Origin of the sequence: Paenibacillus glufosinatiresistens (genome assembly GCF_031470375.1) — a bacterium.
In the GTDB taxonomy this organism is placed as follows: domain Bacteria; phylum Bacillota; class Bacilli; order Paenibacillales; family Paenibacillaceae; genus Paenibacillus_AQ; species Paenibacillus_AQ glufosinatiresistens.
In genome coordinates, this window is record NZ_JAVFHT010000003.1 from 80475 (window position 1) to 103050 (window position 22576).

A 22576-nucleotide genomic window follows, 5' to 3' on the forward strand; every position below is an offset into this window, starting at 1 on the left:
GGGAGGACTTTTTAAGATGGCTAACCGAATTCTGATCGTAGACGACGCTGCATTTATGAGAATGATGATCCGTGATATTTTATCCAAGAACGGCTTTGAAGTCGTAGGAGAAGCCCAGGACGGCTCGCAGGCGATCGAGAAATTCAAGGAACTCCGCCCTGATCTCATTACCATGGATATCACCATGCCGGAGATGGACGGAATCGCCGCGCTTAAGGAAATTAAGAAGGTCGATGCCAATGCCAAGGTTATCATGTGCTCCGCCATGGGGCAGCAGGCGATGGTTATCGACGCTATTCAAGCGGGCGCCAAGGATTTTATCGTCAAACCGTTCCAGGCCGATCGTGTTATCGAAGCGATCAATAAGACGCTGGGCGTCTAAGGCCGCGCCATGCCCCTTCAAACCGAATCGTTCGGCTCAGGGAACCTCATCTGGAATGTAATCAATGTGATTCTTGTTCTCGGAGTCATTCTGGTTCTGATTGTTCTGGTGATTCGTTTCCTGGGCCGCCGCAATCAGATGTTGATGAGCGCACGCTCTATCCGGACCATCGGCGCCACCGGGCTGGGCCCCAACAAGTCGCTGCAGATTGTCGAGATCGGCAACAAGCTGTACCTGATCGGGGTAGGGGACGATGTGACCCTGGTGGACAAAATCAGCGATCCCATGGAAGTGGCGCTGGTTTTGTCTGCCTTTGAAGATCAGAGTGCCGGGAACGGAAGCGGCATCCGTGCGCTGGTTGCCGGACTCAAAAGCAAGTTTCGTGGAGAAGTTCCGTCTCAGGAAATTGATCTGAACGAAACTTCTTCTTTCTATGAGGTGCTGCAATCGAAGCTGCAGCCTTCGCCGGAACGCAAAGAAAGAATTGAGGAACTGCTGCGCGAGGAATCGGCCGGCAACCGCCGGGAGGAACCATGAAGAAGAAACTGCTGTTGTCCCTGCTGATGATTGGCGCCCTCAGCCTGCTTCGCTTTCACCATGTGTTCGCCGATCCGATTCCGGATATCGATATTCAAGTCGGCGGCGGAGACGGGCAGGGCGGCTCGGGTACCAGTTCAATTTCCATTCTCCTGCTGATCACTGTCCTGAGCGTGGCGCCCGCTTTTGTAATGCTGATGACGAGCTTTACACGCATCGTGGTCGTACTCGGCTTCGTCCGGACTTCGCTCGGTACCCAGCAGATGCCGCCCAATCAGGTGCTGGTAGGGCTCGCTCTTTTTTTGACACTGTTTATTATGACGCCGACCTTGTCCACTGTGAACCAGAATGCGCTTCAGCCCTACATGAAGGGGCAGATCACACAGTCTCAGGCATTGGACCGGGCGGCGGTGCCGATGAAGGCGTTTATGTACAAGTATACCCATGAGAAAGATCTGCTGCTCTTCATGAAATACAACGGGTACACCGGCGACAAGAAACCGGCTACGTATCAGGATATCCCGCTGACCGTGATGGTGCCGGCCTATGCCATGAGTGAGATGAAGACCGCTTTTCAAATGGGATTCATGATCTTTATTCCTTTTCTCATTATTGACGTGGTCGTAGCGAGTACGCTCATGGCGATGGGGATGATGATGCTCCCGCCGGTCATGATTTCGCTTCCGTTCAAAATCATGCTGTTCGTTCTTGTAGACGGGTGGTATCTGGTTATCAAATCGCTGCTGTTGAGCTTCAGCCCTTAGATAAAGGAGGAGACGCTAGATGAGTACGGAGTTTATCATCGGTCTGGCCGGCCAGGCCGTATACCTCGTGCTGGAGGTCAGCGCTCCCATGCTGGCTCTGGGGCTGATTGTGGGCCTGATCGTCAGTGTATTTCAGGCGACGACACAGATTCAGGAGCAGACGCTGGCTTTTGTGCCCAAAATTGTCGCCGTGCTGTTGGCGCTGCTTCTTTTTGGCCAATGGATTATTACCAAGCTTGCGGATTTTACTTCCCAGATTCTCGGCAATCTTCATATGTATATCGGGTAAGGCATGTCTATGGAGAGCGTATTGCAGAGCTGGCCGGTCTTTCTGCTAATCTTTTGTCGAATCACCTCATTTTTTGTGGCGGCGCCGGTGTTCTCTTCCCGAAACGTGCCGAATGTCTTCAAGATCGGAATGGCCTTCTTCGTATCGCTGGTCGTCTTCAGTTCACAGGGAACGAGCGTAAAGGTCGCAGGCGATCTCACTATCGTCCTGCTGATCCTTCAGGAAGTGCTTGTAGGTCTATTGCTGGGCTATCTGGCTTATCTCATGCTCATGGCCATCCAAATTGCCGGCTCCTTTCTGGATTTGCAGATTGGTTTCAGCATCGCGAACGTGATTGATCCCATGACAGGGTCCTCTGCGCCTCTGCTTGGGAATTTCAAATATATGATAGCCCTTCTGCTGTTTCTGAGCATGAACGGTCATCATTATCTGCTGGACGCCATCATAAGCAGCTACCGCTGGGTTCCGCTTCAGGCGGATCTGTATACGCCGATTACCAACGGCAGTCTGTCGGGGTTTGTCATTCAGTCGGTAGGCCAGGCGTTTATGCTGGCTTTTCAGATGTCGGCTCCGATCGTGACGGCCTTGTTCCTGACGGATATCGGGCTTGCCTTTCTGGCCCGTACAGCGCCGCAATATAATGTCTTTGTTATCGGAGTGCCGCTGAAGATCATCATTGGCCTCCTTCTGTTGGTGATTCTGATGCCGACGCTGGCTGCCCTGTTTCAGAGCCTGTTCGGCATTCTGTTTGAATCCATGCGCAATTTGCTGAGCGTGCTGGGCAACCAATCGCCCGCTCCTTAGGAGGAAGCGTGTATGTCTTACCGTTATCGGCTGGACCTCCAGTTGTTCGGAGGAGAAAAAACCGAAAAGGCGACACCGAAAAAACGGGGGGACGCTCGAAGAAAAGGCCAGGTAGCGCGAAGCGCGGAGCTGGGCAGTGCGATTGTGCTTCTGGCGGGAGTGCTTAGTCTGGTCATGTTCGGCGGTTACATCAAGGAACGGTTCATGAAACTGTTCATGGATGTATTCGTGAACCGGCTGACCATGGAAGTCACTCCGAACAATGTGATGGGGATGCTGAGCCACTACGCCGTGCAGATTCTGCTTCTTCTTGCTCCCATGCTGCTGCTTACCTTTATCTTGGCCTTTATTACAGGCATTGCTCAGGTAGGCTTCATGTTCAACGGCACCGGACTTACGCCGAAGCTCGGCAAGCTGAATCCGATCAGCGGCTTCAAAAACATCTTCTCTATGCGGGCTTTGGTGGAGCTCTTCAAATCCCTTCTCAAGCTGGGCGTGATCGGCTATCTCGTCTTCAGTGTTCTGTGGGGAAGGAAGGACGAACTGGCGGATCTGGCCCATTTCAGCGCCGAACAGACGTTTCGCTTCGCCTCCGGCATTACGATTAATCTGGGCATTCGGATCGGCGCCGCGCTGCTCGTGCTGGCCGCTCTGGATTTCATGTATCAGCGTTATGAGCATGAGAAGAGTCTTCGCATGTCCAAGCAAGACATCAAAGACGAGTACAAGAATATGGAAGGCGATCCGCTCATCAAAGGGAAGATTCGGGAGCGGCAGCGCCGGATGGCGATGCAGCGGATGATGCAGGAAGTCCCGAAGGCGGATGTCATTATCACGAACCCGACTCATTTTGCCGTCGCGCTGAAATACGAGGGTTCTTCTATGGATGCGCCGCAGGTCATCGCCAAGGGGCAGGATTATATCGCGCTTCGAATCCGGGAGATCGCCAGACAGAACGGTGTAACGACGATGGAGAACAAGCCGCTGGCACGCGCTTTGTTTCAGCGGGCGGAGATAGGAGATTCCGTGCCGGCCGATCTGTTCCAAGCCGTTGCCGAAGTATTGGCTTATGTATACAAGCTCAAAGGAAGAACCAGATAAAGCGGGGAGGTCAAGGCATTGAAAGCAAAAGATTTAACGGTGCTGCTGGGTATCATCGGCATCGTACTGATGATGATTATTCCGATCCCCGCCTGGCTTCTGGATATCCTGCTCGTCATCAATATTTCCATTGCGCTCACCATTCTTCTGGTAGCGATGAACTCTAAAGAGGCGCTTGAGTTTTCCATTTTCCCCTCTTTGCTGCTCATCACTACCTTATTTAGATTGACGCTTAACATTTCGACCACCAAGCTGATCCTGACTTACGGTGACGCCGGGGAAGTAGTCCGGACGTTCGGAAGCTGGGTAGCCGGCGGACAGATTGCCATCGGTTTTATCGTCTTCCTGATTCTCGTGGTCGTCCAGTTCATCGTGATTACGAAGGGTTCGGAGCGCGTGGCGGAAGTCGGAGCCCGCTTCACCCTCGATGCGATGCCGGGCAAGCAGATGAGTATCGACGCCGATCTCAATGCCGGCATGATCAATGAGCAGCAGGCACGCGAGCGACGGCAGAAGGTTGAGCGCGAAGCGGACTTCTACGGCGCCATGGACGGTGCCAGTAAATTCGTCAAGGGGGATGCCATTGCGAGCATCATTATCCTGCTTATCAACCTCATCGGAGGCTTTGTAATCGGGATAGCGGTTCACGGAATGTCATTCCAGGACGCGATGTCCAACTACTCCATTCTGACGATCGGCGACGGTCTGGTCAGCCAGATTCCGGCGCTGCTCATATCGACGGCTTCGGGGCTGATCGTTACACGGGCTTCGTCGGAAGGCAATCTGGCGGAAGACCTTACAGGTCAGCTGCTGGCCTATCCCAAGCTGTTGTACATCGTGGCTGTGACCATAGCCTTCCTGGGTCTGTTCACGCCCATTCATATGATCACCACACTTCCTCTGGCAGGGCTGATGGCGTATGCGGCCTACCGCATGAACACGAACCTCAGCCGCAGACAGATTGCGGAAGAGCAGTTGGTCGAAGAGAAGCAGATCGAGGAGGTAAGAAGCCCGGAGAGCGTTATCAGTCTGCTTACGGTCGATCCGATCGAGTTCGAGTTCGGTTATGGTCTCATTCCGCTTGCGGATACACAGCAGGGAGGGGATCTTTTGGACCGGATCATCATGATTCGACGCCAATGTGCGCTTGAGATGGGCCTGGTCGTCCCTGTGATTCGCATTCGCGACAATATTCAGCTTAAACCGAATGAATACGTCATTAAAATAAAAGGAAACCAGGTGGGCGGCGGTGAATTATTACTTAATCACTATCTCGCCATGAGTCCCGGGTATGACGACGAATCCATCAACGGCATTGAGACCATAGAACCATCGTTCGGATTGCCGGCGCTCTGGATCGACGAATCGGTCAAAGAACGGGCCGAACTCGCCGGTTATACGGTAGTGGATCCGCCTTCTGTGGTGGCTACCCATCTGACTGAGCTGATCAAGCGCCACGGTCATGAACTGCTGGGCCGTCAGGAGACGAAGCAGCTGGTCGACAATCTTCGGGAGAATTACCCGGTGCTGGTCGACGAGCTGATCCCGTCGGTGTTGTCGGTCGGCGATGTGCAGAAGGTGCTTGCCAAGCTGTTGCGGGAGAAGATCTCTATCCGGGATCTCATTACGATATTCGAAACCTTGGCAGACTATGGCACCTATACGAAGGACCCGGATGTGCTGACCGAATATGTGCGGCAGGCTCTGTCGAGACAGATTACGCAGCAATACTCCAGACAAGGAGAGACGCTGCGGGTAATCACCGTCGGTCCGTCCCTGGAAAAGAAGATAGCCGACAGTGTTCAACAGACGGAACAGGGCAGCTATCTGGCGCTGGACCCGGTATCTACCCAGACCGTCTACCAGCGGCTGATGGAGCAGATCAACCGTCTGCTGCAATCGGGCCAGCAGCCCATTGTTCTGACATCTCCGGCGATCCGCATGTATCTGCGGCAGGTGATTGACAGAACCATGCAGGACATTCCGGTTCTCTCCTACAGCGAACTGGAGCCGAATATTGAAATTCAAAGCGTCGGAGTGGTGAACTTATGAGAGTAAAGCGTTACGTGGTCGATACGATGCCGGACGCCATGCATTCCATTCGCAGCGAACTCGGCAGCGATGCGGTCATCCTGAGCACCAAGGAGATTCGTACGGGGGGCATCCTGGGAATGTTCCGCAAGAAGAGGATTGAAGTCGTGGCCGCCGTGGAGAATGAAGCTCCGCCCCGGGCAGCCTCTGCTTCACCGAGAGGACTAACCCCCGTCCCCAAGGGATTCGCCTCGCAGGCATATCGCCAGGCCGCTGCCGGCGCAGGCGCTTCTGCGGTAGCGGTGGCTTCCGCCGAACAGCAGGAGCCGCCCAAGAGTTTTGCCGAAATGGTGGCCGCTCTGACGGCGGAGACGAATTCGCCCGCTGAACAGGCGCCGGATACCGACGCAATTCGCGAACCCGCTCTCCACAATGTCGACACAAATACCGATAATACGCTTACGGAACCGAAGTCAGCCGGGCCAGATGATACCGCGCTGCTGCGCGAAGTCAGAGAGATGAAGCACTGGATGGAACGCATCGCCAGACAGTCGCCCGGGGCACCGGAATTTCCGGAAGAGCTGGAACGCTTGCGAAGCCGGTTGATGGAACAGGAACTGGATGCCCGTCTGATCGACCGCTGGAGCGAGGAAGTCATGATAAGCTGGAAGACCGAAGGGCAAGCTTGGGAACGGCCTGATTTTGAAGCGGCTTTTGACCGGTGCATTAGAGAGTTTCTCGACGGCAGAGTCGGCGGAGGCATCCCGGCTTCCACCAAGGTGCTGTACATTGCAGGTCCTACCGGAGTGGGCAAAACGACGACGATCGCCAAGCTGGCGGCCGATCAACTGTTCCGGCATGGCCGGAAGGTCGGAATGATCACTTCCGACACTTACAGGATTTCAGCGGTGGAACAGCTGAGGACGTATGCTTCCATCCTGAATGTTCCGCTTGAGGTAGTGCAGTCACCGGGCGACATGCAGCGCGCGCTGTCCCGTCTGGAAGCTTGCGACTTGATTCTCATGGATACAGCAGGGCGGAACTTTCGTAATGAAATGCTGGTCGCCGAGCTTCAGAGCATGCTGGCTCCAAGCCTTAAGAGCGAGACTTATCTGGTGCTTAGCCTGACATCGAAGAGCAGAGACATGAAACAGATCACGGAGCACTTCAGCAAGTATCAGCTGGACAAGGTCATCTTCACGAAGATGGATGAGACCGGAAGCTATGGCTCTCTCTTTAATCTTCTGGAAGACTATCCTTTGACTCTGTCCTATATGACGAACGGGCAGAATGTTCCGGACGATCTGCTGATGTGTTCCGAAGCTCTGCTGTCCGGTCTGCTGCTTGGAGCGGGAGGGCACTGATGGACCAAGCGCAATCGCTTCGCAGACTGGTTGCCGACCAGAGACGGGAAGAGGGCTCCGAATGGGGCTCAGCCCGCATTATCACCGTATGCAGCGGCAAAGGCGGAGTGGGGAAGTCCAACTTCTCGTTGAATTTCGCGCTTAAGCTGAAGTCTATGGGCAAACGGGTTCTGCTCTTTGATGCAGATATCGGAATGGCTAACATTGATGTGCTGATGGGAGTCTCCTCCAAGTACAACCTGTATCATCTGCTGAACCGCGAGGCGGCAATTGCAGATATTATTCAGTACGGACCGGATCGGCTGCCGTTTATTGCAGGCGGTTCCGGCATGCAGGAATTGTTTGCGCTCTCGGATGAAGATTTGGCTTATTTCACTTCCCAGATCGCTTCGATTGCCGACAGCATGGACTACATTCTCTTCGATACCGGGGCCGGCCTCTCCAAAGAGACGCTGAAATTTATCGTCTCGGCGGACGACTGCCTGGTCGTCACCACTCCGGAGCCCACGGCTATAACGGATGCCTACGCGTTAATGAAGGTCGTTCACAGCAGTTATCCTGATATATCCTTTCAATTGATTGTCAACCAAGCTTCTGACGAGAAGGAAGCCTTCGCAACCAGTGACAAAATCCGTATGGCAGCCCAGCGATTTCTGGAGCTGGAACTGCCTTTCCTGGGTTATATCAGCAGCGACAGCCACGTGGTACAGGCTGTCAAGAAACAGGTCCCTTTCTCTATGGCATTTCCCAGCAGCACTGCCGCAAAAGACGTTCACCGATTAACCCAGAAATATCTGACGGCTGGCCCGAGCATGACGGCAAGCAGACCGCAGGGGATCAAAGGTTTTATCGGCAAATGGCTAAGACGGAATACAAAAATGTTCTGAAATCCGAGAACAAAGGTGGAAATGAGATGAAGCCCTATAACGTTTTGGTTGTAGACGATTCGGCATTCATGCGGAAGATCATTTCAGATCTGATCGAGAGCGACCCCCGGTTCAAAGTGGCGGCAACGGCCACGAACGGGCGAGAAGCGTTGGATAAGGTCAAGGAAATCAAACCTGACCTGGTGACCATGGACGTCGAGATGCCCGAGCTCAACGGTCTGGAAGCTCTGAAACAGATTATGGAGACCCATCCGCTGCCCGTTATTATGCTCTCCGGCATCAACGAACAGGGCATGCGGGAGACGATCCTTGCTCTGGAGGGAGGGGCTTTCGACTTTATCCGGAAGCCTTCGATCTCCAACTCGCAGGATATTATGGCAGTCGGCGAATCTCTGCGCGAACAGATGAATGCGGCGATGCAGGCCCGCGAACGGAGAGAAGCCCGCTCTGCCGAGGCGGCGGCCCAGGCGTCTGCCGCTCCGCCGGCCTCATCGGTTCCCGGCGTACCGCCAAGTCCGCCTGAGCCGGCCGGCGGCCGGCCAACGGAGCCGTTCCGGCCCGCGGCTTCGCCGCCGAAGCCGGATTCCAGGCCGGCTTCGGCCCTGCCGCGCACGGCTCCGCCGGCCCGGGAGCTCCCGCGGCCCGGCAGAGAGAAGCCGGCGGCCCCAGGCCCGGCGGGCCCCGCTGCCGGCGAGGCTCCGCGCAAGGGCGGCGTTCGGCCGCCCGCCAAGGAGGCTCCGGCGAAGCCGCTGCTGCGCCGCGAGGCGTCCAGGCCGGCCGCCCTGGAGCGTCCGGCCGACGCTGCGGCCAGGGCCGTTCGGCCGGGGATGGCGTCTGTGCCACCGTCCAAGCCGGCAGCCGCGCCGGAGCCCGGAACCAAAGGCCTGCGCAAGCTGGTGGCGGTCGGCACTTCTACGGGCGGACCAAGGGCCTTGAAGACGCTGCTGGAGAACATTCCCGGCGACTTTCCGGCGCCGATTGTTATCGTGCAGCATATGCCGCCCAGCTTCACCAAATCTCTGGCTCAGCGTCTGAACTCCTTCAGTCCACTGGAAGTGATGGAAGCCGAGCACGGAATGGTGCTGAAGAACGGAACCGCCTATGTGGCGCCTGGCGGATATCACATGAAGGTGGTGGAGATGGGAGGCGGACAATACGCCATTCAGCTAACCAGGGAAGAGGCCCGGAACGGACATCGGCCCTCCGTGGATACTTTGTTTGAATCGCTGCTTCCGCTCGAACAACTCGAACGACACGCGGTCATCATGACGGGCATGGGAAGCGACGGCGCCAAGATGATGAAGGCGCTCTACGACGCGGGCGTAACTTCTACTTTTGCAGAGAATGAAGAGACCTGTGTGGTCTATGGCATGCCTCGTTCCGCCGTCGAGCTGCAATGCGTCACCCATGTCTTGCCGCTGCAGGAAATAGCTCCAAAACTGGTTCAGGTCGTTAGATAACGGAAAAGCGAACTCGAAGGGGAGGTGCTCACAATGGACATGAATCAATATTTATCCATGTTTATTGATGAGTCGAATGACCATCTGCAATCACTCAATGAAAATATGATGAGCCTGGAGGCCAATCCGGAAGACATCAGCATCGTCCAGGTTATTTTTCGCTCCGCGCATACCTTGAAGGGCATGGCCGCGACAATGGGATTTGAAGATCTTGCGTCGCTCACGCACCAAATGGAGAACGTGCTGGATTTGGTCCGCAACGACAAGCTCAAGATGCAGGATTATATATTTGACACCTTGTTCAAAAGTCTGGACGCCTTAGAATCTATGGTCAAGGACATCATGGCCGGCGGTCAGGGCAAGGCCGATGTCGCAAGCATCGTATCTTCCCTTCAGGCCATTGTCCGCGGAGAGAAACCGGGAGGTTCCGAGTCCACCGCTCCGGCGGCCAAACCGGCTGCCGCCGAAACGCCGGCGCTCTTGGACGAATTCCAGTTCTCGGTACTTTCACAGTCGATTCAGGAAGGTCATCAGGTTCTCTTCATCGAGGTCAAGATCCGCGACGACTGCCAGCTGAAAGCGGTAAGAGCCTATATGGTATTCGAGCTTCTGGAGAGATACGGCGAAGTCGTCAAGTCCTATCCGTCTGTCCAGGACATTGAGCAAGAGAAGTTCGACCGCGGCTTCTCCCTCTACTACATCACGCAGAAGAGCGCCGAAGAAATGCAGGGACTGGTGCTCGGAATCTCCGAGATTGAGAATGTGACTGCGGTTAAGCTGGATCAGGAATCGCTGGCTCAGATGGGACAGGCAGCGGTTGCCGCTGCCGCCGAGGCGCCGGCGCCAAGCGCGCAGCCTGCTGCGGCTCCTGCCGCAGCAGAACAGCCGTCAGCTTCGGCGCCGTCAGCTCCGTCAGCTCCGCCGAAGGAGCAGGGCGCCAAAGCGCCGGCACGCAGCGCAGCGCCTTCGCCTTCCCGGACGATCCGGGTCGATATCGACCGGCTGGACGTGCTGATGAATCTGCTCAGCGAGCTGCTGATCGACCGTGTTCGCCTGGAGCAGATTGCTTCGGAAGTCCAGAAGAACGAGCTGACTGAAACGGTGGAACATATGAGCAGGGTCAGCAGCGACCTGCAAAATATTGTGATGAAGCTCCGCATGGTACCGGTAGACACGGTGTTCAACCGGTTCCCGCGTATGGTCCGCGATTTGGCCAAATCGCTGGACAAGAAGATTGATCTGGTGGTCACGGGGGCCGAGACGGAGCTGGACCGGACGGTAGTCGACGAGATCGGCGACCCGCTCGTTCACCTTCTGCGCAACGCGATCGACCATGGCATAGAATCTGTTGCCGACCGCGTAGCCAAGGGGAAATCGGAGACCGGAACGGTCAATCTCCGCGCTTTCCACAGCGGGAACCATGTGTTCATCGAGATTCAGGATGACGGTGCGGGCATATCGCGCGACAAGGTGCTCAATTCGGCGATCAAGAAAGGCATCGTCACCCCGGAACAAGCCGAGAAGATGAGCGACAGCGAAGCCCATCAGCTTCTTTTTGCCGCCGGATTCAGTACAGCCGAGGTTATCTCGGACATCTCCGGCCGGGGCGTCGGCCTGGACGTCGTCAAGGCGAAGATCACCTCGCTTGGCGGGAACGTTACCATCTATTCGACGCTGGGCAAAGGAACCAACTTCTCGGTGCAGCTCCCGCTTACCCTGTCGATCATCGCAGCCATGCTGATTCGCCTCGGGTCGGAGAAGTACGCGATCCCGCTGTCTTCCATCGTAGAGACGAGCATTCTCAAGGCGTCTCAGATCCGCACGGTGCACGGCACCAAAATGATGGAGTTCCGCGGTTCCCATATTCCGCTGCTGTCGCTGAGCGCGCTGTTTGAGGTGCCGGATTACAGCGAGAAGGATGAGGAAGAAACCGAGATCGTGGTCATTCGCAAAGGCGACCGTATGGCGGCCCTTGCTGTGCAGGATTTTATCGGACAGAGCGAGATTGTCATCAAGAACCTGGGCAAATATCTGCCTGAAGTGCAGGGAATCTCCGGAGCTACGATTCTGGGCGACGGCCAAGTAGCGCTGATTCTCGATCCGAACGCTTTTATCAAATAATTGACTTGAACCAGGGAGGTTCTTCACATGGCTGAAGACATTAAAGTAATTGTCTTTAAACTGGGTACCGAGGAGTATGGAATCGAAGTCGATAAGGTACAGACGATTGAGCGGATGATGCCGATTACGCGCGTGCCCAAAACGTACGCTTTCATTAAAGGAGTCATCAATCTCCGCGGCGTGGTTATTCCTGTTATCGATCTGCGCGGCCGCTTCGGTCTTCCGGAAGGCGAGTATACCGAACAGACCCGCGTCATTATCGTCGCGGTCGATGAGATGGAAGTCGGCTTCATCGTCGACTCCGCCAATGATGTCATTGATCTCAACCGGAACGCGATTGATACGCCGCCGGAAGTGGTCGGGGGCATCAAGGCCAAATATCTGGACGGCGTGGCGAAGATCGGAGAGGATCGCCTTCTGATTATGCTTAATCTGTCCGAGGTGCTGAACAAGAGCGAAATCGTGCAGTTGGAAAGTCTTGAGGGCTAGCCTGTGGAACTGTTCAAACATTCCAAAGACTTTAAGATGGACGTCCTTAAGGAAGTCGGCAATATTGGCGCCGGGAACGCGGCAACCGCGCTGTCGCGGCTGCTGAACAAACCGATTGATATGGCGGTGCCCAAAGTCCAAATGCTCACTTTTGACGAAATTACCGATAAAGTCGGCGGAGCCGAGAATCTTGTCTATGCGGTGTTTCTGCGGGTGGAAGGCGACGCGCCGGGCAATCTGTTCTTTATTCTTACACCGGAGGCTGCAAAGAATCTGCTTGGACGTGTGGCCGGTATGGAAGCCAGTGAGGAGGAAACGCTGAGCGAAATGGAATTGTCCGCTTTGAACGAGATCGGCAATATACTGGCAGGCTCCTACCTGTCCTCGCTGGCTGACTTCACTTCGCTGACGATGTATCCGACCGTACCCGCACTTGCAATGGATATGGCAGGCGCCATTCTGGGCTATGGACTTCTTCAGTTCGGCCAGATGGGCGATGACGCGCTGCTGATCGATACCACCTTCTTGGAAGGCCAGGACGAGATCGAAGGTCAGTTCTTTCTGATTCCTGATCCGGAGTCCTTCCCTAAAATTTTTGCGGCTCTGGGAGTACCATTCGATAATGATTGAAGAACAAAGTCTGATTAAAGTTGGAATGGCCGACTTGAATGTCGGCGGACCATACCATTTAATCCGGACCACAGGACTCGGCTCCTGTGTCGGTGTAACGCTGTATGATCCCGTAAAAAAGCTGGCGGGCATGGCTCACGTCATGCTGCCTTCTTCCGATATCGCCCGTGAAGGACAACTGAATATCGCCAAATTTGCGGACACAGCCGTACCCGAGCTTCTGCGCAAGCTGCTGGAGCTTGGGGCCATGCGGTCCCGTCTTGTGGCCAAGATGGCGGGGGGTTCCCAAATGTTTGCATTCGCTGGAGGGAACGATACGATGCGGATCGGACCGCGGAATGTCGAAGCCTGCAAAGAAGCGCTGGAGCGGCTCGAGATCCCTCTCATCGCCGAAGATACGGGCGGCAGCACGGGACGAACCATCGAAATTGCTTGCAGCACCGGCATTTTATATATTCGCAGTGTGCAGAAAGGCGTCAAGGAATTATAATATGATTGGGACCATTTTACTGAACGTGCTGCTTGGCCTGGTTGGTTTTGTGGTAACCTTCCTGATCGCTTTAGGGAACAATTTGCTGGTGACGAGCCTGATTCGCGGATTTTTCGGATTTATTGTCTGGTTTCTGCTTGCTTTCGGGATAAGATGGGTACTGGGTTTTATTGGCGGATTATCCCCTAAGCAGGAAAACACAGAGACCGAAATCTACGGCGAACCGGAGAACAGAGGGTCCCAATTGGACTTGACGACCCCGGATGAAGACGAGGAGCTTATGAATCTGCTGAGACCGGAGCCTGAATCCTCATCGGGAGCGGCCCGGTCCGAGAAATCGGAGAGCAGTTTTCAGCCTTTGCGGCCTCCGAAATTGGTCTCAACGCAGAATCCTGAAGAATTGGCCAAGGCCGTCCGTCACCTGAAGGAAGAATAAGCAGCGCTTTAGCGTGATCGCGGGGATGATCCATTGGTTCACGCGGGCCTGCTGACTACACTTTGGGAAGGGTGAAAGCTGTTGAACGAGCATAATGCTTCTCATTTGGACCACCAGGACCTCTGGGAACAATGGAAAGAGCAAGGAAATCCGGAGGCCAAAAAAAAGCTCATTGAGCTATACCTCCACATCGTAGACTATGTCTCGAGCCGTTTAGCCGTTGGTCTGCCCAAGAATGTCTCAAAGGATGACTTGGCAAGCAATGGCGTGATGGGTCTGATCGATGCCATTGAGAAATTTGATTATAAACGGGGCCTGCAATTTCAGACCTACGCTTCCTGGAGAGTACGGGGAGCTATTCTGGATTCATTGCGCCAAGGAGACTGGGTGCCCCGCTCGGTAAGAGAAAAGGCAAAGAAAATCGAGGACGCCTACCAGCATCTGGAGCAGAAGTATCTGCGCTCCGTTACCGACGAGGAAATGAGTGAATACCTGAGCATCAGCGAACAGGAATTCCAGACAATGCTGCAGGACGTCTCTGTCATGTCGCTCTGTTCATTGGAGGATCCCATCCGCGATGAGGAATCCGAGACCCGAATGTCCATTCTGGTGGACGACAAAGCCAAGAACCCTGACCGTAAAGTCAATGAGTTCTATCTGAAAGAAACGTTGGCCAAAGGCATCGAAAAGCTCACCGTGAAAGAACGGACCGTCGTGTCCCTTTTATATTACGAAGATCTTTCGTTAAGCGAAATCGCCGAAGTCATGTCGCTGTCGCCATCACGAATCTCACAGTTGCATTCCAAAGCGATTCTGAGGCTGCGCGGTACTCTGGAGAAGAACCGTGATCTTCTGATGCAGAATGATTAGCCATTCATGGCAGTGGGAGGGGATACAATGATTGGCCAGTACGCTTTGCATCAGTACTTAAAGGTCAGCATTGCGGATGACAAGAGCGTTGCCTATCTGGAATTTATCAAGCGTGAGGAAGACTTCGCCTGTCCGGCGGAGGATGTTTATGATTTTTTGAAGGACCATGGCATCCGGCACGGCATCCAGCAGGAGACGGTGGATCGCTTTGCCGGCCATCCGGACGAGTTCTTCTTCAGCAAAGTACCTATCGCCCTGGGAACACCTCCGCAGAATGGAGAAGACGGGCGTGTGGTACTTTCTGTTCAACTGGAGGAAGAAGAGAGCCGCCGTCCGATGGAAATGGAGAACGGGCAGGTGGACTATAAAGAAATTGTCCGCTTAAGCAATGTCCGGAAGGGCCAGCTGATTGCCGAACAATACCCGCCGGACCCGGGCGTGCCCGGGTTGAACGTACTCGGGGAAGAGGTTCCGGCCAAGCCGGGCAAGAACGCCCCGTTCCGTGTCGGCAAGAATGTCCTGATCAGTGCGGACGGCAGTTCCATGTATGCGGCAATAGACGGCCTGGTGTCCACGACGGATAAGGGAAAAATCAATGTCTTCCCGGTCTATGAAGTCAAGGGAGACGTCGATTACAGCACGGGGAACATCGATTTTGTTGGAACCGTAGTCATTCGCGGCAATGTTCTGACCGGATTCTCGGTCAAATCGGCCGGCGATATCCGCGTTATCGGCGGCGTAGAAGGTGCCGAACTGACGGCGGCAGGCTCCATTGAAATTACCGGCGGAATCATCGGTTATAACAAAGGGCTTGTGTCAGCCGGACAGAATGTGAAGGTCTCCTTTATCCAAGACGGCAATGTGACGGCCGCCCAGGATGTGATCGTCTCGCAGAGCATCATGCACTCCAACGTGCGTGCGGGCCGGGATATTCTGTGCAACGGACCGAAAGGACTCATTGTAGGCGGGGTAAGTCAAGCCGGGGAGAGAGTCGTTGCCCGAACAATCGGCAACACCATGTCAACGGCCACTTCGATTGAAGTCGGTGTCCTGCCGGAGCTTCGGAACGAGATTAATGAGCTTCGCCATGAGCTTCGCCTGCTGCTTGAGAATGCGGACAAGACCCATAAAGCTCTCTACCTTCTGAACCAGCTGGCCATGGCGGGAACGCTGTCGCCCGACAAGATGGCGATGCGTGTGAAACTGAACGCCACCAAGCAATCGCAGCAGCGGGAAGAGAACCGGGTCAGAGAGCGGATTCTGGAAATCGAGCGAATGCTGGAAGATACGGACCGCGCCCGGGTGGAAGTGATACGCACCATCTACGGAGGCGCCAAAATTGTGATCGGACGGTATACGCGGTTTATCAAAGATCCCGCCGAGCGGGTAAGCTTCCGGTATTCCGACGGGGATATTACCTTCTCGCCCAATATCTAAAATCCAGGAAGCAGGTGCGGCCATGAGTTTCAAGCCGGTAGAGCTGCAAATCGCCGTCCCCCGGGTTACGGAAGCCGCCAAGCTTCACCAGGAGGCGCTTCATCGTCCCGTTCAGGATCAGCAGATGCTGGCAGCGATGAACGTCAAGCATTCGAGAGAAGAGGCCCAGCGGAGCGCCGAAGTGGAGGAGACGGCGGAATCCGCGATTCGGGATGACGGAAGAAGAGGACGTTCCAACCACGGCTCCGGCGAGAGCGGTCGCCGGGAGACGGAGGATAAACAAGCTGAGCATCCTTTCAAGGGCAAACGCATTGACTTGAGCTTGTGAGATTCAGAGAAAGGAAGAAGACTTGTGCAACCATGGGGGTATATTGTGCTGCTGGGTTTCGTGGCGATTGCATTCGGCCTGACTCTGCCGGCCCGCGCCAAGACGAAACCGGCGGATAGCGACCGCCAGGCGCTCAAGGAAGTCGAGGCGGCGCTTGAACTGTATATGGCGGACATTGAGCGCGAGAACGGAGAGCTGGTCAACCTGCTCGGCACGATCAAAGCGCAGTCCCAGAGCGGACAGGCTGCTCTTCAGGAGCAGGTTGCCGAGCTCAAGGGACAGCTGGAAGAGCTTCGGCGGACCAGCGCGCAGGTGGAAGCGAGGGTAGCGGCCAACGAGAACGGTCTTCTTCAAGTCGCGCTGTCTGGCGCAGCTTCGGTCCGGCAGGAGCAGACGATAAGCGAAGGCAAAATCGGAGCGGATCGTGTAGAGGAAGAGAACACCCGGACGGCCAGTACGATCAAGCCGAGATATCCGCGGCTTTTTGAACTGCATGAACAGGGCAAATCGATCGATTACATAGCGAAGAAGACCGGCATGCAAAAAGGAGAGGTCCAACTGATCCTCCAACTGGCGAAGCAGGAGGAGGAATCGGTGTGATCAAGAATCGTTCCTTTATGATCGGGCTGGGCTCCGGACTGGTCGCCGGAGCTCTTTTGCTGCAGCTAATGAATGCTGCGGGGCTCTCGGCGCCCAGCCGCGGGCAGTTGATCCGGGAAGCGGCCGAGCGGAATCTGAGAATTGTCGATGCGGATGAACGGCTGCTGACGGAAGACGAGTGGAGAGCCATGGCTTCCCCGTCGCCGGCAGGTTCTCCCGCTCCTTCTGTACAGCCGTCCCCGTCATCTTCTCCGGCCCCGAAGGCTAAGCCGACGTCCAAGCCGGCAGCCGGGAAGAAGCCGGCCGCTTCTTCTGCGGGAACAGCGGGGGGAGCCGCCGGCGCAGCTGCGCCGGCTGTGAAACCGGCAGAGCCGGGCAAGCCGGCTTCTCCTTCGTCTTCTCCGCTTGTTAAGCCGGCGGCGCCGAAGGCGCCGTCTCCGGCATCCGCATCAGCGAAGGAGCCGATTGTGCTGCGTATTCCGAACGGCGCCACGCTCAGCGAGGTTGCCGATATTTTGGCGGCATCGGAAGTCATCACCGACAAGGACCAGTTCCTGGTCGCTGCCCACAGCAGCGGTATTCAGCGCAAAATCCAGTACGGTCTCTACAGCTTCAAGCCGGGAGAAAGTCTGGATTCAATCATTGTCAAGCTGATTACAGTCAAGGATTAGCTTGCAACGGGTGTGCCCATATGCTATATTAATTAGCGGTGTTAAAACACACGCCGGATGGATCGGCGCAAGCGGTGCTTTCTTCCGAAGAAAGTCTTGCGGCGAGATGAGAACGGCGGAGGGAACACACAAATAACCATACTTAGGAGGTGTGTGAAGATGGCAGTAATCTCCATGAAGCAGCTTCTCGAAGCTGGGGTACACTTCGGTCACCAGACTCGTCGTTGGAACCCAAAGATGGATCGTTATATCTTCACCGAAAGAAACGGAATCTACATTATTGACCTGCAGAAGACAGTCAAGAAAGTAGAAGAAGCGTACAATTTTGTTAAGAGCGTAGCAGGCGAAGGCGGCACTGTCCTGTTCGTAGGCACGAAGAAGCAGGCTCAGGATTCCGTTAAGGAAGAAGCCGAACGTTCGGGCATGTTCTACATCAACCAGCGTTGGCTGGGCGGCACGCTGACCAACTTCTCGACGATCCAGAAGCGTATCGACCGTCTGAAGAAGCTGGAAGCTTGGGAAGTAGACGGCACGTTCGAAGTGCTGCCTAAGAAGGAAGTTATCATTCTCCGCAAGGAGAAGGAACGTCTGGAGAAATTCCTGGGCGGTATCAAGAACATGAAGGGTCTGCCAAGCGCCCTGTTCATCATCGACCCTCGCAAAGAGCGCATCGCAGTAGCCGAAGCTCGCAAATTGGGTATCCCGATTGTAGCGATCGTCGACACGAACTGTGATCCGGACGAAATCGACTATGTAATCCCGGGCAACGACGACGCCATCCGCGCCGTTAAGCTGCTGACTGGTAAAATGGCCGATGCCGTTGTGGAAGCTCACCAAGGCGAAGATACAACGACTGCGTAAGCCGTTATCGGATATCGCGCATTACACATGAACTTAAACAAAAAGGGTGGTTGGCAGGTGGATAACCTCTCACTGCCCTTTTTTTAAAATATCAGCGTATAAACCCTCTGGTCTTATACGGGTCTGATATTCCCGCAGAAACGGACGCCGTCTTCATGGAAGACGATTGAACCCGCTTCTGCTTATCATGCAAGAAATCAGGGCGCTAATTCGCCCATAACCTGGAGGGACTAACCTATGGCAGTAGATGCAAAATCCGTTAAAGAACTTCGTGAAAGAACCGGCGCCGGCATGCTGGACTGCAAAAAAGCACTGGAAGAAGCGAATGGCGATCTGACGAAAGCCATCGAAATCCTTCGCGAGAAGGGCCTGTCCGCAGCCGCCAACAAAGCCGGCCGCGTAGCTACTGAAGGCGTCGTAGAATCCTACATCCATGCCGGAGGCCGCATCGGCGTGCTGGTCGAGATCAACTGCGAAACGGACTTTGTCGGCAAAACCGACCAGTTCAAGGAATTCGCCCGCGATATCGCCATGCAGATCGCAGCCGCCAGCCCTCGCTATGTTCGCCGTGAAGAAGTTCCGGCTGAAGAAGTCGAGAAGGAGAAGGAGATTCTTAAGGCTCAAGCGCTGAACGAAGGCAAGCCGGAGAAGATTGTCGAGAAGATGGTCGAAGGCCGCATCAGCAAGTTCTACGAAGAACACTGCCTGATGGAACAGGCGTTCATCAAGGACCCCGACAAGACGATCTCCAGCATGCTGAACGAGAAGATCAGCACAATCGGCGAGAACATTTCGATCCGCCGCTTTGCCCGCTTTGAACTGGGCGAAGGCCTGGAGAAGAAAGTCGACAACTTCGTAGAAGAAGTTATGGCTCAAGTCAAACAATAATCCGGCAAGCGGCCGACCCGCTTTCTACGAATCCATAGGGCATCGTCAAGAGCGGAACACATTTTACGGTGTTCCGTCTTTTGTACGCAAAAGGCCTTGATTTCACCGCTGCTCCCGTACACCCGTGCGGAGCGCGCCCCAACCCGGGCCCGAATGGGCGCCATGTAAAGTGAGGTATAACGATTTGGAACAGCCGGTATTTAAAAGAGTAGTGCTGAAGGTCAGCGGAGAATCGCTGGCAGGACCGAACGGATACGGCATCGATGCGGATACGATCCAGTCCATTGCGGAGCAGATCAAGGAAGTCGTCGAGCTTGGCGTTCAGGTAGCCATCGTATGCGGCGGAGGCAACATCTGGCGCGGCATCGCCGGCAGTGCGAGCGGAATCGACCGGGCAACCGCAGATTACATGGGAATGCTGGCTACAGTCATGAACTCCTTGGCGCTGCAGGACGCGCTGGAGCAGATCGATGTGCCGACCCGGGTTCAGACGTCGATTTCGATGCAGCAGATCGCCGAGCCCTACATCCGGAGACGGGCGATTCGCCATCTGGAGAAGGGACGGGTCGTTATTTTTGCGGCGGGAACGGGCAATCCGTTCTTCTCGACCGACACGACCGCAGCGCTGCGTGCAGCCGAGATCGAAGCCGAGGTTATACTGATGGCCAAGAACAAGGTCGACGGCGTATATTCGGCCGACCCGTTCAAGGACAGCACGGCAGAGAAGTACGAACAGCTTACTTACCTGGACGTCCTGAACAAGAATCTGGGCGTCATGGACTCCACGGCCTCGTCGCTGTGCATGGATAACAACATACCGCTGATTGTCTTTGCGATTACGGAGCAAGGCAACATCAAACGCGTCGTCCTGGGCGAGAAGATCGGGACGATTGTCAAAGGGAGTGTAGAATAATGCCGCAATCGGTTAAGAAAAACGCCGAAGAACGCATGGAAAAAGCGATTTCGGCGCTGAAACGCGATCTGGCCACGCTGCGCGCGGGCCGTGCGACCCCGGCTCTGCTCGACCGGATTCAGGTCGAATATTACGGAGCGCCGACGCCGGTCAACCAGCTGGCGAACATTAATACACCGGATTCCCGGACGCTGCTGATCCAGCCTTGGGACAAATCGTCGCTCTCCGACATTGAGCGTGCGATCATGAAGTCGGATCTCGGCTTGACGCCTGCCAACGACGGAATGACGATCCGCCTCTCCATTCCTGCGCTGACGGAGGAACGCCGGGCCGAGCTGGTCAAGCTGACGAAGAAGTTCGGCGAAGAGTCGAAGGTAGCGATTCGCAACATCCGGCGCGATGCCAACGACGACATCAAGAAGATGGAGAAGAACGGCATCTCCGAGGACGAGTCCCGGGGACACCAGGAGAGCATCCAGAAGACAACGGACAAGTTCATTGCCGAAGTCGACAAGGTGCTTGCAGCCAAAGAAAAGGAAATCATGGAAGTCTAGGATAATCTCGAGATAACGGCCCCTCCTCCAACGGTGGGGTTTGTCTCTTTCTCGCAGGAGCTTGGAGGAAACGGCGATGATCAAACGGGTACAATCCTGGCTGGGCCGGGAAGAGAGGCAGCAGCCGGTCGAAATTTCACCGGACAATATACCGAAGCATGTGGCGATCATCATGGACGGCAACGGCCGCTGGGCCAAACGGCTCGGTCTGCCGCGGATTGTGGGCCACCAGAACGGGATGAAGGCCGTCAAACGCGCGACGATTGCCGCCGACGAGCTCGGCATTGAATACTTGACGATGTATGCTTTCTCTACGGAGAACTGGAAACGACCGAAAGAAGAAGTGGATTTCCTGATGAGGCTGCCCGAAGAATTCCTTGCGATTGAACTGGATGAGCTGATTGAGAAGAATGTGCGGGTTCGGGTCATGGGCGATGAAGATGCGCTGCCTTCCTTTACCCGCAGGGCGATGGAAGAAGCGGTGGCGCGGACCCGGCACAATACCGGACTGGTGCTGAATTTTGCCTTGAATTACGGAGGACGCAAGGAACTGGAGGTCTGCATGCAGGAGCTCGGCCGCGAGATTGCTGCCGGCCAGCTGTCACCGGAACAAATCACGGCTGAACTGATTGACAGCCGGTTGTTGTCGGGCGGTATGCCGGACCCGGACCTGCTGATCCGCACGAGCGGTGAAATGAGGCTCAGCAACTTCATGCTCTGGCAGCTCGCGTACAGTGAATTATGGTTTACCGATATATACTGGCCCGAATTCAACAAAGAACATCTGCTCCAGGCGGTGGCGGAATATCAGCGCCGCACACGCAGATACGGCGGGTTGAAGTAGGCGAGGGGAGACGATAGTCGTTGAAGCAGCGATTGATTACCGGTCTTTGGGCCGGAGCTTTGTTCTTGGGATTGACACTGCTGGGCGGGTGGGGTTACCATCTGCTGCTGACTGCAATGGCTCTGATCGGTTTATATGAATTTATCAAAATGACGAAGACGCCGCCCATCGGGACAGCGGCTGCAATCGCATATGCCGCTCTGATCGGCTTCATGATTCCCTGGCGGCTGCTTGACAGATCGCCGATCTTTTCCTTTGAGCAGGGCATGTGGCTCCTGCTGCTGCTGTTCCTGCTCCTTACGGTGTTCACCAAGAACCGGGTGAACATCGGAGCCGCTGCGCTGCTCTTCGTTGGTACGGTGTACATAGGGACTGGCTTTGCTTACATGGCCGCCTCCCGCGCGGCAGGAGACGGCCATGGGATTTACTGGACCTTTCTGCTGCTCTGCTGCATTTGGGGCAGCGATGCGGGCGCTTATTTTGTCGGCCGCGCAGTCGGCCGCAACAAGCTGTGGCCGGCCATCAGCCCGAACAAGACGGTGGAAGGAGCGGCCGGCGGAGTTCTGATCGCCATGATTATCGCCGTCGTATTCTGGCTATTCCATACCGATTTGTTCTCCGCCGGGCGTGCGCTTCTTATCGGCCTGTCCTGCGCAGTGGTCGGTCAGCTTGGAGACCTGGTGCAGTCGGCGTACAAACGCGTCTACGGCATCAAGGATTCCGGATCGCTGCTGCCCGGACACGGAGGCATTCTGGACCGCTGCGACAGCTGGCTGATCGTCTTTCCGTTTGTTCATTTGATGACGCTGATGCCTTATCTGTGAG

General features: G+C 55.4%; 26 protein-coding genes. All 26 read left to right on the forward strand.

Annotation, left to right across the window (positions count from 1 at the left end; translation table 11 throughout):
• Positions 1–16 precede the first annotated feature (16 nt).
• The 26 genes from RBI05_RS05330 (at position 17) to RBI05_RS05455 (ending at position 22575) form a co-directional block, all read left to right on the forward strand.
• On the forward strand, positions 17–382 hold the full coding sequence (locus RBI05_RS05330) for a response regulator (protein WP_019910416.1): 366 nt from the start codon (positions 17–19) through the stop codon (positions 380–382).
• A 9-nt stretch (positions 383–391) separates the two neighbouring features.
• Complete coding sequence (locus tag RBI05_RS05335) at positions 392–919, forward strand: flagellar biosynthetic protein FliO (protein WP_310550347.1); 528 nt, start codon at positions 392–394, stop codon at positions 917–919.
• A complete protein-coding gene (gene fliP / locus RBI05_RS05340; protein WP_310550348.1) occupies positions 916–1683 on the forward strand; it encodes a flagellar type III secretion system pore protein FliP in 768 nt (255 codons plus the stop codon). Before RBI05_RS05335 ends, fliP begins: the two co-directional genes overlap by 4 nt.
• A gap of 19 nt (positions 1684–1702) precedes the next feature.
• Positions 1703–1972 carry a flagellar biosynthesis protein FliQ gene (fliQ, locus tag RBI05_RS05345; RefSeq protein WP_150457236.1) on the forward strand — a complete coding sequence of 90 codons (270 nt, stop codon included), beginning with the start codon at positions 1703–1705 and terminating at the stop codon, positions 1970–1972.
• Between the two features lie 9 nt (positions 1973–1981).
• On the forward strand, positions 1982–2776 hold the full coding sequence (gene fliR / locus RBI05_RS05350) for a flagellar biosynthetic protein FliR (RefSeq protein WP_150457237.1): 795 nt from the start codon (positions 1982–1984) through the stop codon (positions 2774–2776).
• Between the two features lie 12 nt (positions 2777–2788).
• Positions 2789–3877, forward strand: coding sequence for a flagellar biosynthesis protein FlhB (gene flhB / locus RBI05_RS05355; RefSeq protein WP_150457238.1), 1089 nt, complete (start codon positions 2789–2791; stop codon positions 3875–3877).
• 18 nt (positions 3878–3895) lie between these two features.
• The gene (flhA, locus tag RBI05_RS05360; RefSeq protein ID WP_150457239.1) at positions 3896–5929 is read left to right on the forward strand and encodes a flagellar biosynthesis protein FlhA; all 2034 of its coding nucleotides are present in this window, start codon (positions 3896–3898) and stop codon (positions 5927–5929) included.
• The gene (gene flhF / locus RBI05_RS05365; protein ID WP_150457240.1) at positions 5926–7272 is read left to right on the forward strand and encodes a flagellar biosynthesis protein FlhF; all 1347 of its coding nucleotides are present in this window, start codon (positions 5926–5928) and stop codon (positions 7270–7272) included. Before flhA ends, flhF begins: the two co-directional genes overlap by 4 nt.
• Complete coding sequence (locus RBI05_RS05370) at positions 7269–8159, forward strand: MinD/ParA family protein (RefSeq protein WP_310550497.1); 891 nt, start codon at positions 7269–7271, stop codon at positions 8157–8159. Before flhF ends, RBI05_RS05370 begins: the two co-directional genes overlap by 4 nt.
• A 26-nt stretch (positions 8160–8185) precedes the next feature.
• Positions 8186–9619 (forward strand): protein-glutamate methylesterase/protein-glutamine glutaminase, encoded by a 1434-nt coding sequence (locus tag RBI05_RS05375; RefSeq protein WP_310550349.1) that lies wholly within the window; start codon positions 8186–8188, stop codon positions 9617–9619.
• A 33-nt stretch (positions 9620–9652) separates the two neighbouring features.
• Positions 9653–11740, forward strand: a complete 2088-nt coding sequence (locus tag RBI05_RS05380) for a chemotaxis protein CheA (RefSeq protein WP_310550350.1) — start codon at positions 9653–9655, stop codon at positions 11738–11740.
• A gap of 27 nt (positions 11741–11767) precedes the next feature.
• Positions 11768–12229: a chemotaxis protein CheW gene (locus tag RBI05_RS05385; RefSeq protein ID WP_150457243.1), complete on the forward strand. Its 462-nt coding sequence runs from the start codon at positions 11768–11770 to the stop codon at positions 12227–12229.
• A 36-nt stretch (positions 12230–12265) separates the two neighbouring features.
• Positions 12266–12859: a chemotaxis protein CheC gene (locus RBI05_RS05390; RefSeq protein ID WP_408638310.1), complete on the forward strand. Its 594-nt coding sequence runs from the start codon at positions 12266–12268 to the stop codon at positions 12857–12859.
• Positions 12852–13349, forward strand: a complete 498-nt coding sequence (locus RBI05_RS05395) for a chemotaxis protein CheD (RefSeq protein WP_150457245.1) — start codon at positions 12852–12854, stop codon at positions 13347–13349. Before RBI05_RS05390 ends, RBI05_RS05395 begins: the two co-directional genes overlap by 8 nt.
• Position 13350: 1 nt before the next feature.
• Entirely contained in the window at positions 13351–13785 is a 435-nt protein-coding gene (locus RBI05_RS05400) for a hypothetical protein (protein ID WP_150457246.1), read from the forward strand.
• Positions 13786–13866: 81 nt separating this feature from the next.
• Positions 13867–14655, forward strand: coding sequence for a FliA/WhiG family RNA polymerase sigma factor (locus RBI05_RS05405; RefSeq protein ID WP_150457247.1), 789 nt, complete (start codon positions 13867–13869; stop codon positions 14653–14655).
• A 27-nt stretch (positions 14656–14682) separates the two neighbouring features.
• Positions 14683–16092, forward strand: coding sequence for a DUF342 domain-containing protein (locus RBI05_RS05410; protein ID WP_310550351.1), 1410 nt, complete (start codon positions 14683–14685; stop codon positions 16090–16092).
• 22 nt (positions 16093–16114) lie between these two features.
• Positions 16115–16420, forward strand: a complete 306-nt coding sequence (locus RBI05_RS05415) for a hypothetical protein (RefSeq protein WP_310550352.1) — start codon at positions 16115–16117, stop codon at positions 16418–16420.
• A 24-nt stretch (positions 16421–16444) separates the two neighbouring features.
• Positions 16445–17020, forward strand: a complete 576-nt coding sequence (locus RBI05_RS05420) for a DUF6115 domain-containing protein (protein ID WP_310550353.1) — start codon at positions 16445–16447, stop codon at positions 17018–17020.
• Positions 17017–17691, forward strand: a complete 675-nt coding sequence (locus RBI05_RS05425; protein ID WP_310550354.1) for a hypothetical protein — start codon at positions 17017–17019, stop codon at positions 17689–17691. The genes RBI05_RS05420 and RBI05_RS05425 overlap by 4 nt, the downstream gene beginning before the upstream one ends.
• A 159-nt stretch (positions 17692–17850) precedes the next feature.
• The gene (rpsB, locus tag RBI05_RS05430; protein ID WP_150457252.1) at positions 17851–18552 is read left to right on the forward strand and encodes a 30S ribosomal protein S2; all 702 of its coding nucleotides are present in this window, start codon (positions 17851–17853) and stop codon (positions 18550–18552) included.
• A 237-nt stretch (positions 18553–18789) separates the two neighbouring features.
• Positions 18790–19440 (forward strand): translation elongation factor Ts, encoded by a 651-nt coding sequence (gene tsf / locus RBI05_RS05435; protein ID WP_150457253.1) that lies wholly within the window; start codon positions 18790–18792, stop codon positions 19438–19440.
• A 184-nt stretch (positions 19441–19624) separates the two neighbouring features.
• Positions 19625–20353 carry a UMP kinase gene (pyrH, locus tag RBI05_RS05440; RefSeq protein ID WP_150457254.1) on the forward strand — a complete coding sequence of 243 codons (729 nt, stop codon included), beginning with the start codon at positions 19625–19627 and terminating at the stop codon, positions 20351–20353.
• The gene (gene frr, locus RBI05_RS05445; RefSeq protein ID WP_150457255.1) at positions 20353–20907 is read left to right on the forward strand and encodes a ribosome recycling factor; all 555 of its coding nucleotides are present in this window, start codon (positions 20353–20355) and stop codon (positions 20905–20907) included. The genes pyrH and frr overlap by 1 nt, the downstream gene beginning before the upstream one ends.
• A 76-nt stretch (positions 20908–20983) precedes the next feature.
• On the forward strand, positions 20984–21751 hold the full coding sequence (locus tag RBI05_RS05450) for an isoprenyl transferase (protein ID WP_150457256.1): 768 nt from the start codon (positions 20984–20986) through the stop codon (positions 21749–21751).
• 20 nt (positions 21752–21771) lie between these two features.
• Positions 21772–22575, forward strand: a complete 804-nt coding sequence (locus RBI05_RS05455) for a phosphatidate cytidylyltransferase (RefSeq protein WP_310550355.1) — start codon at positions 21772–21774, stop codon at positions 22573–22575.
• Position 22576: the final 1 nt, after the last annotated feature.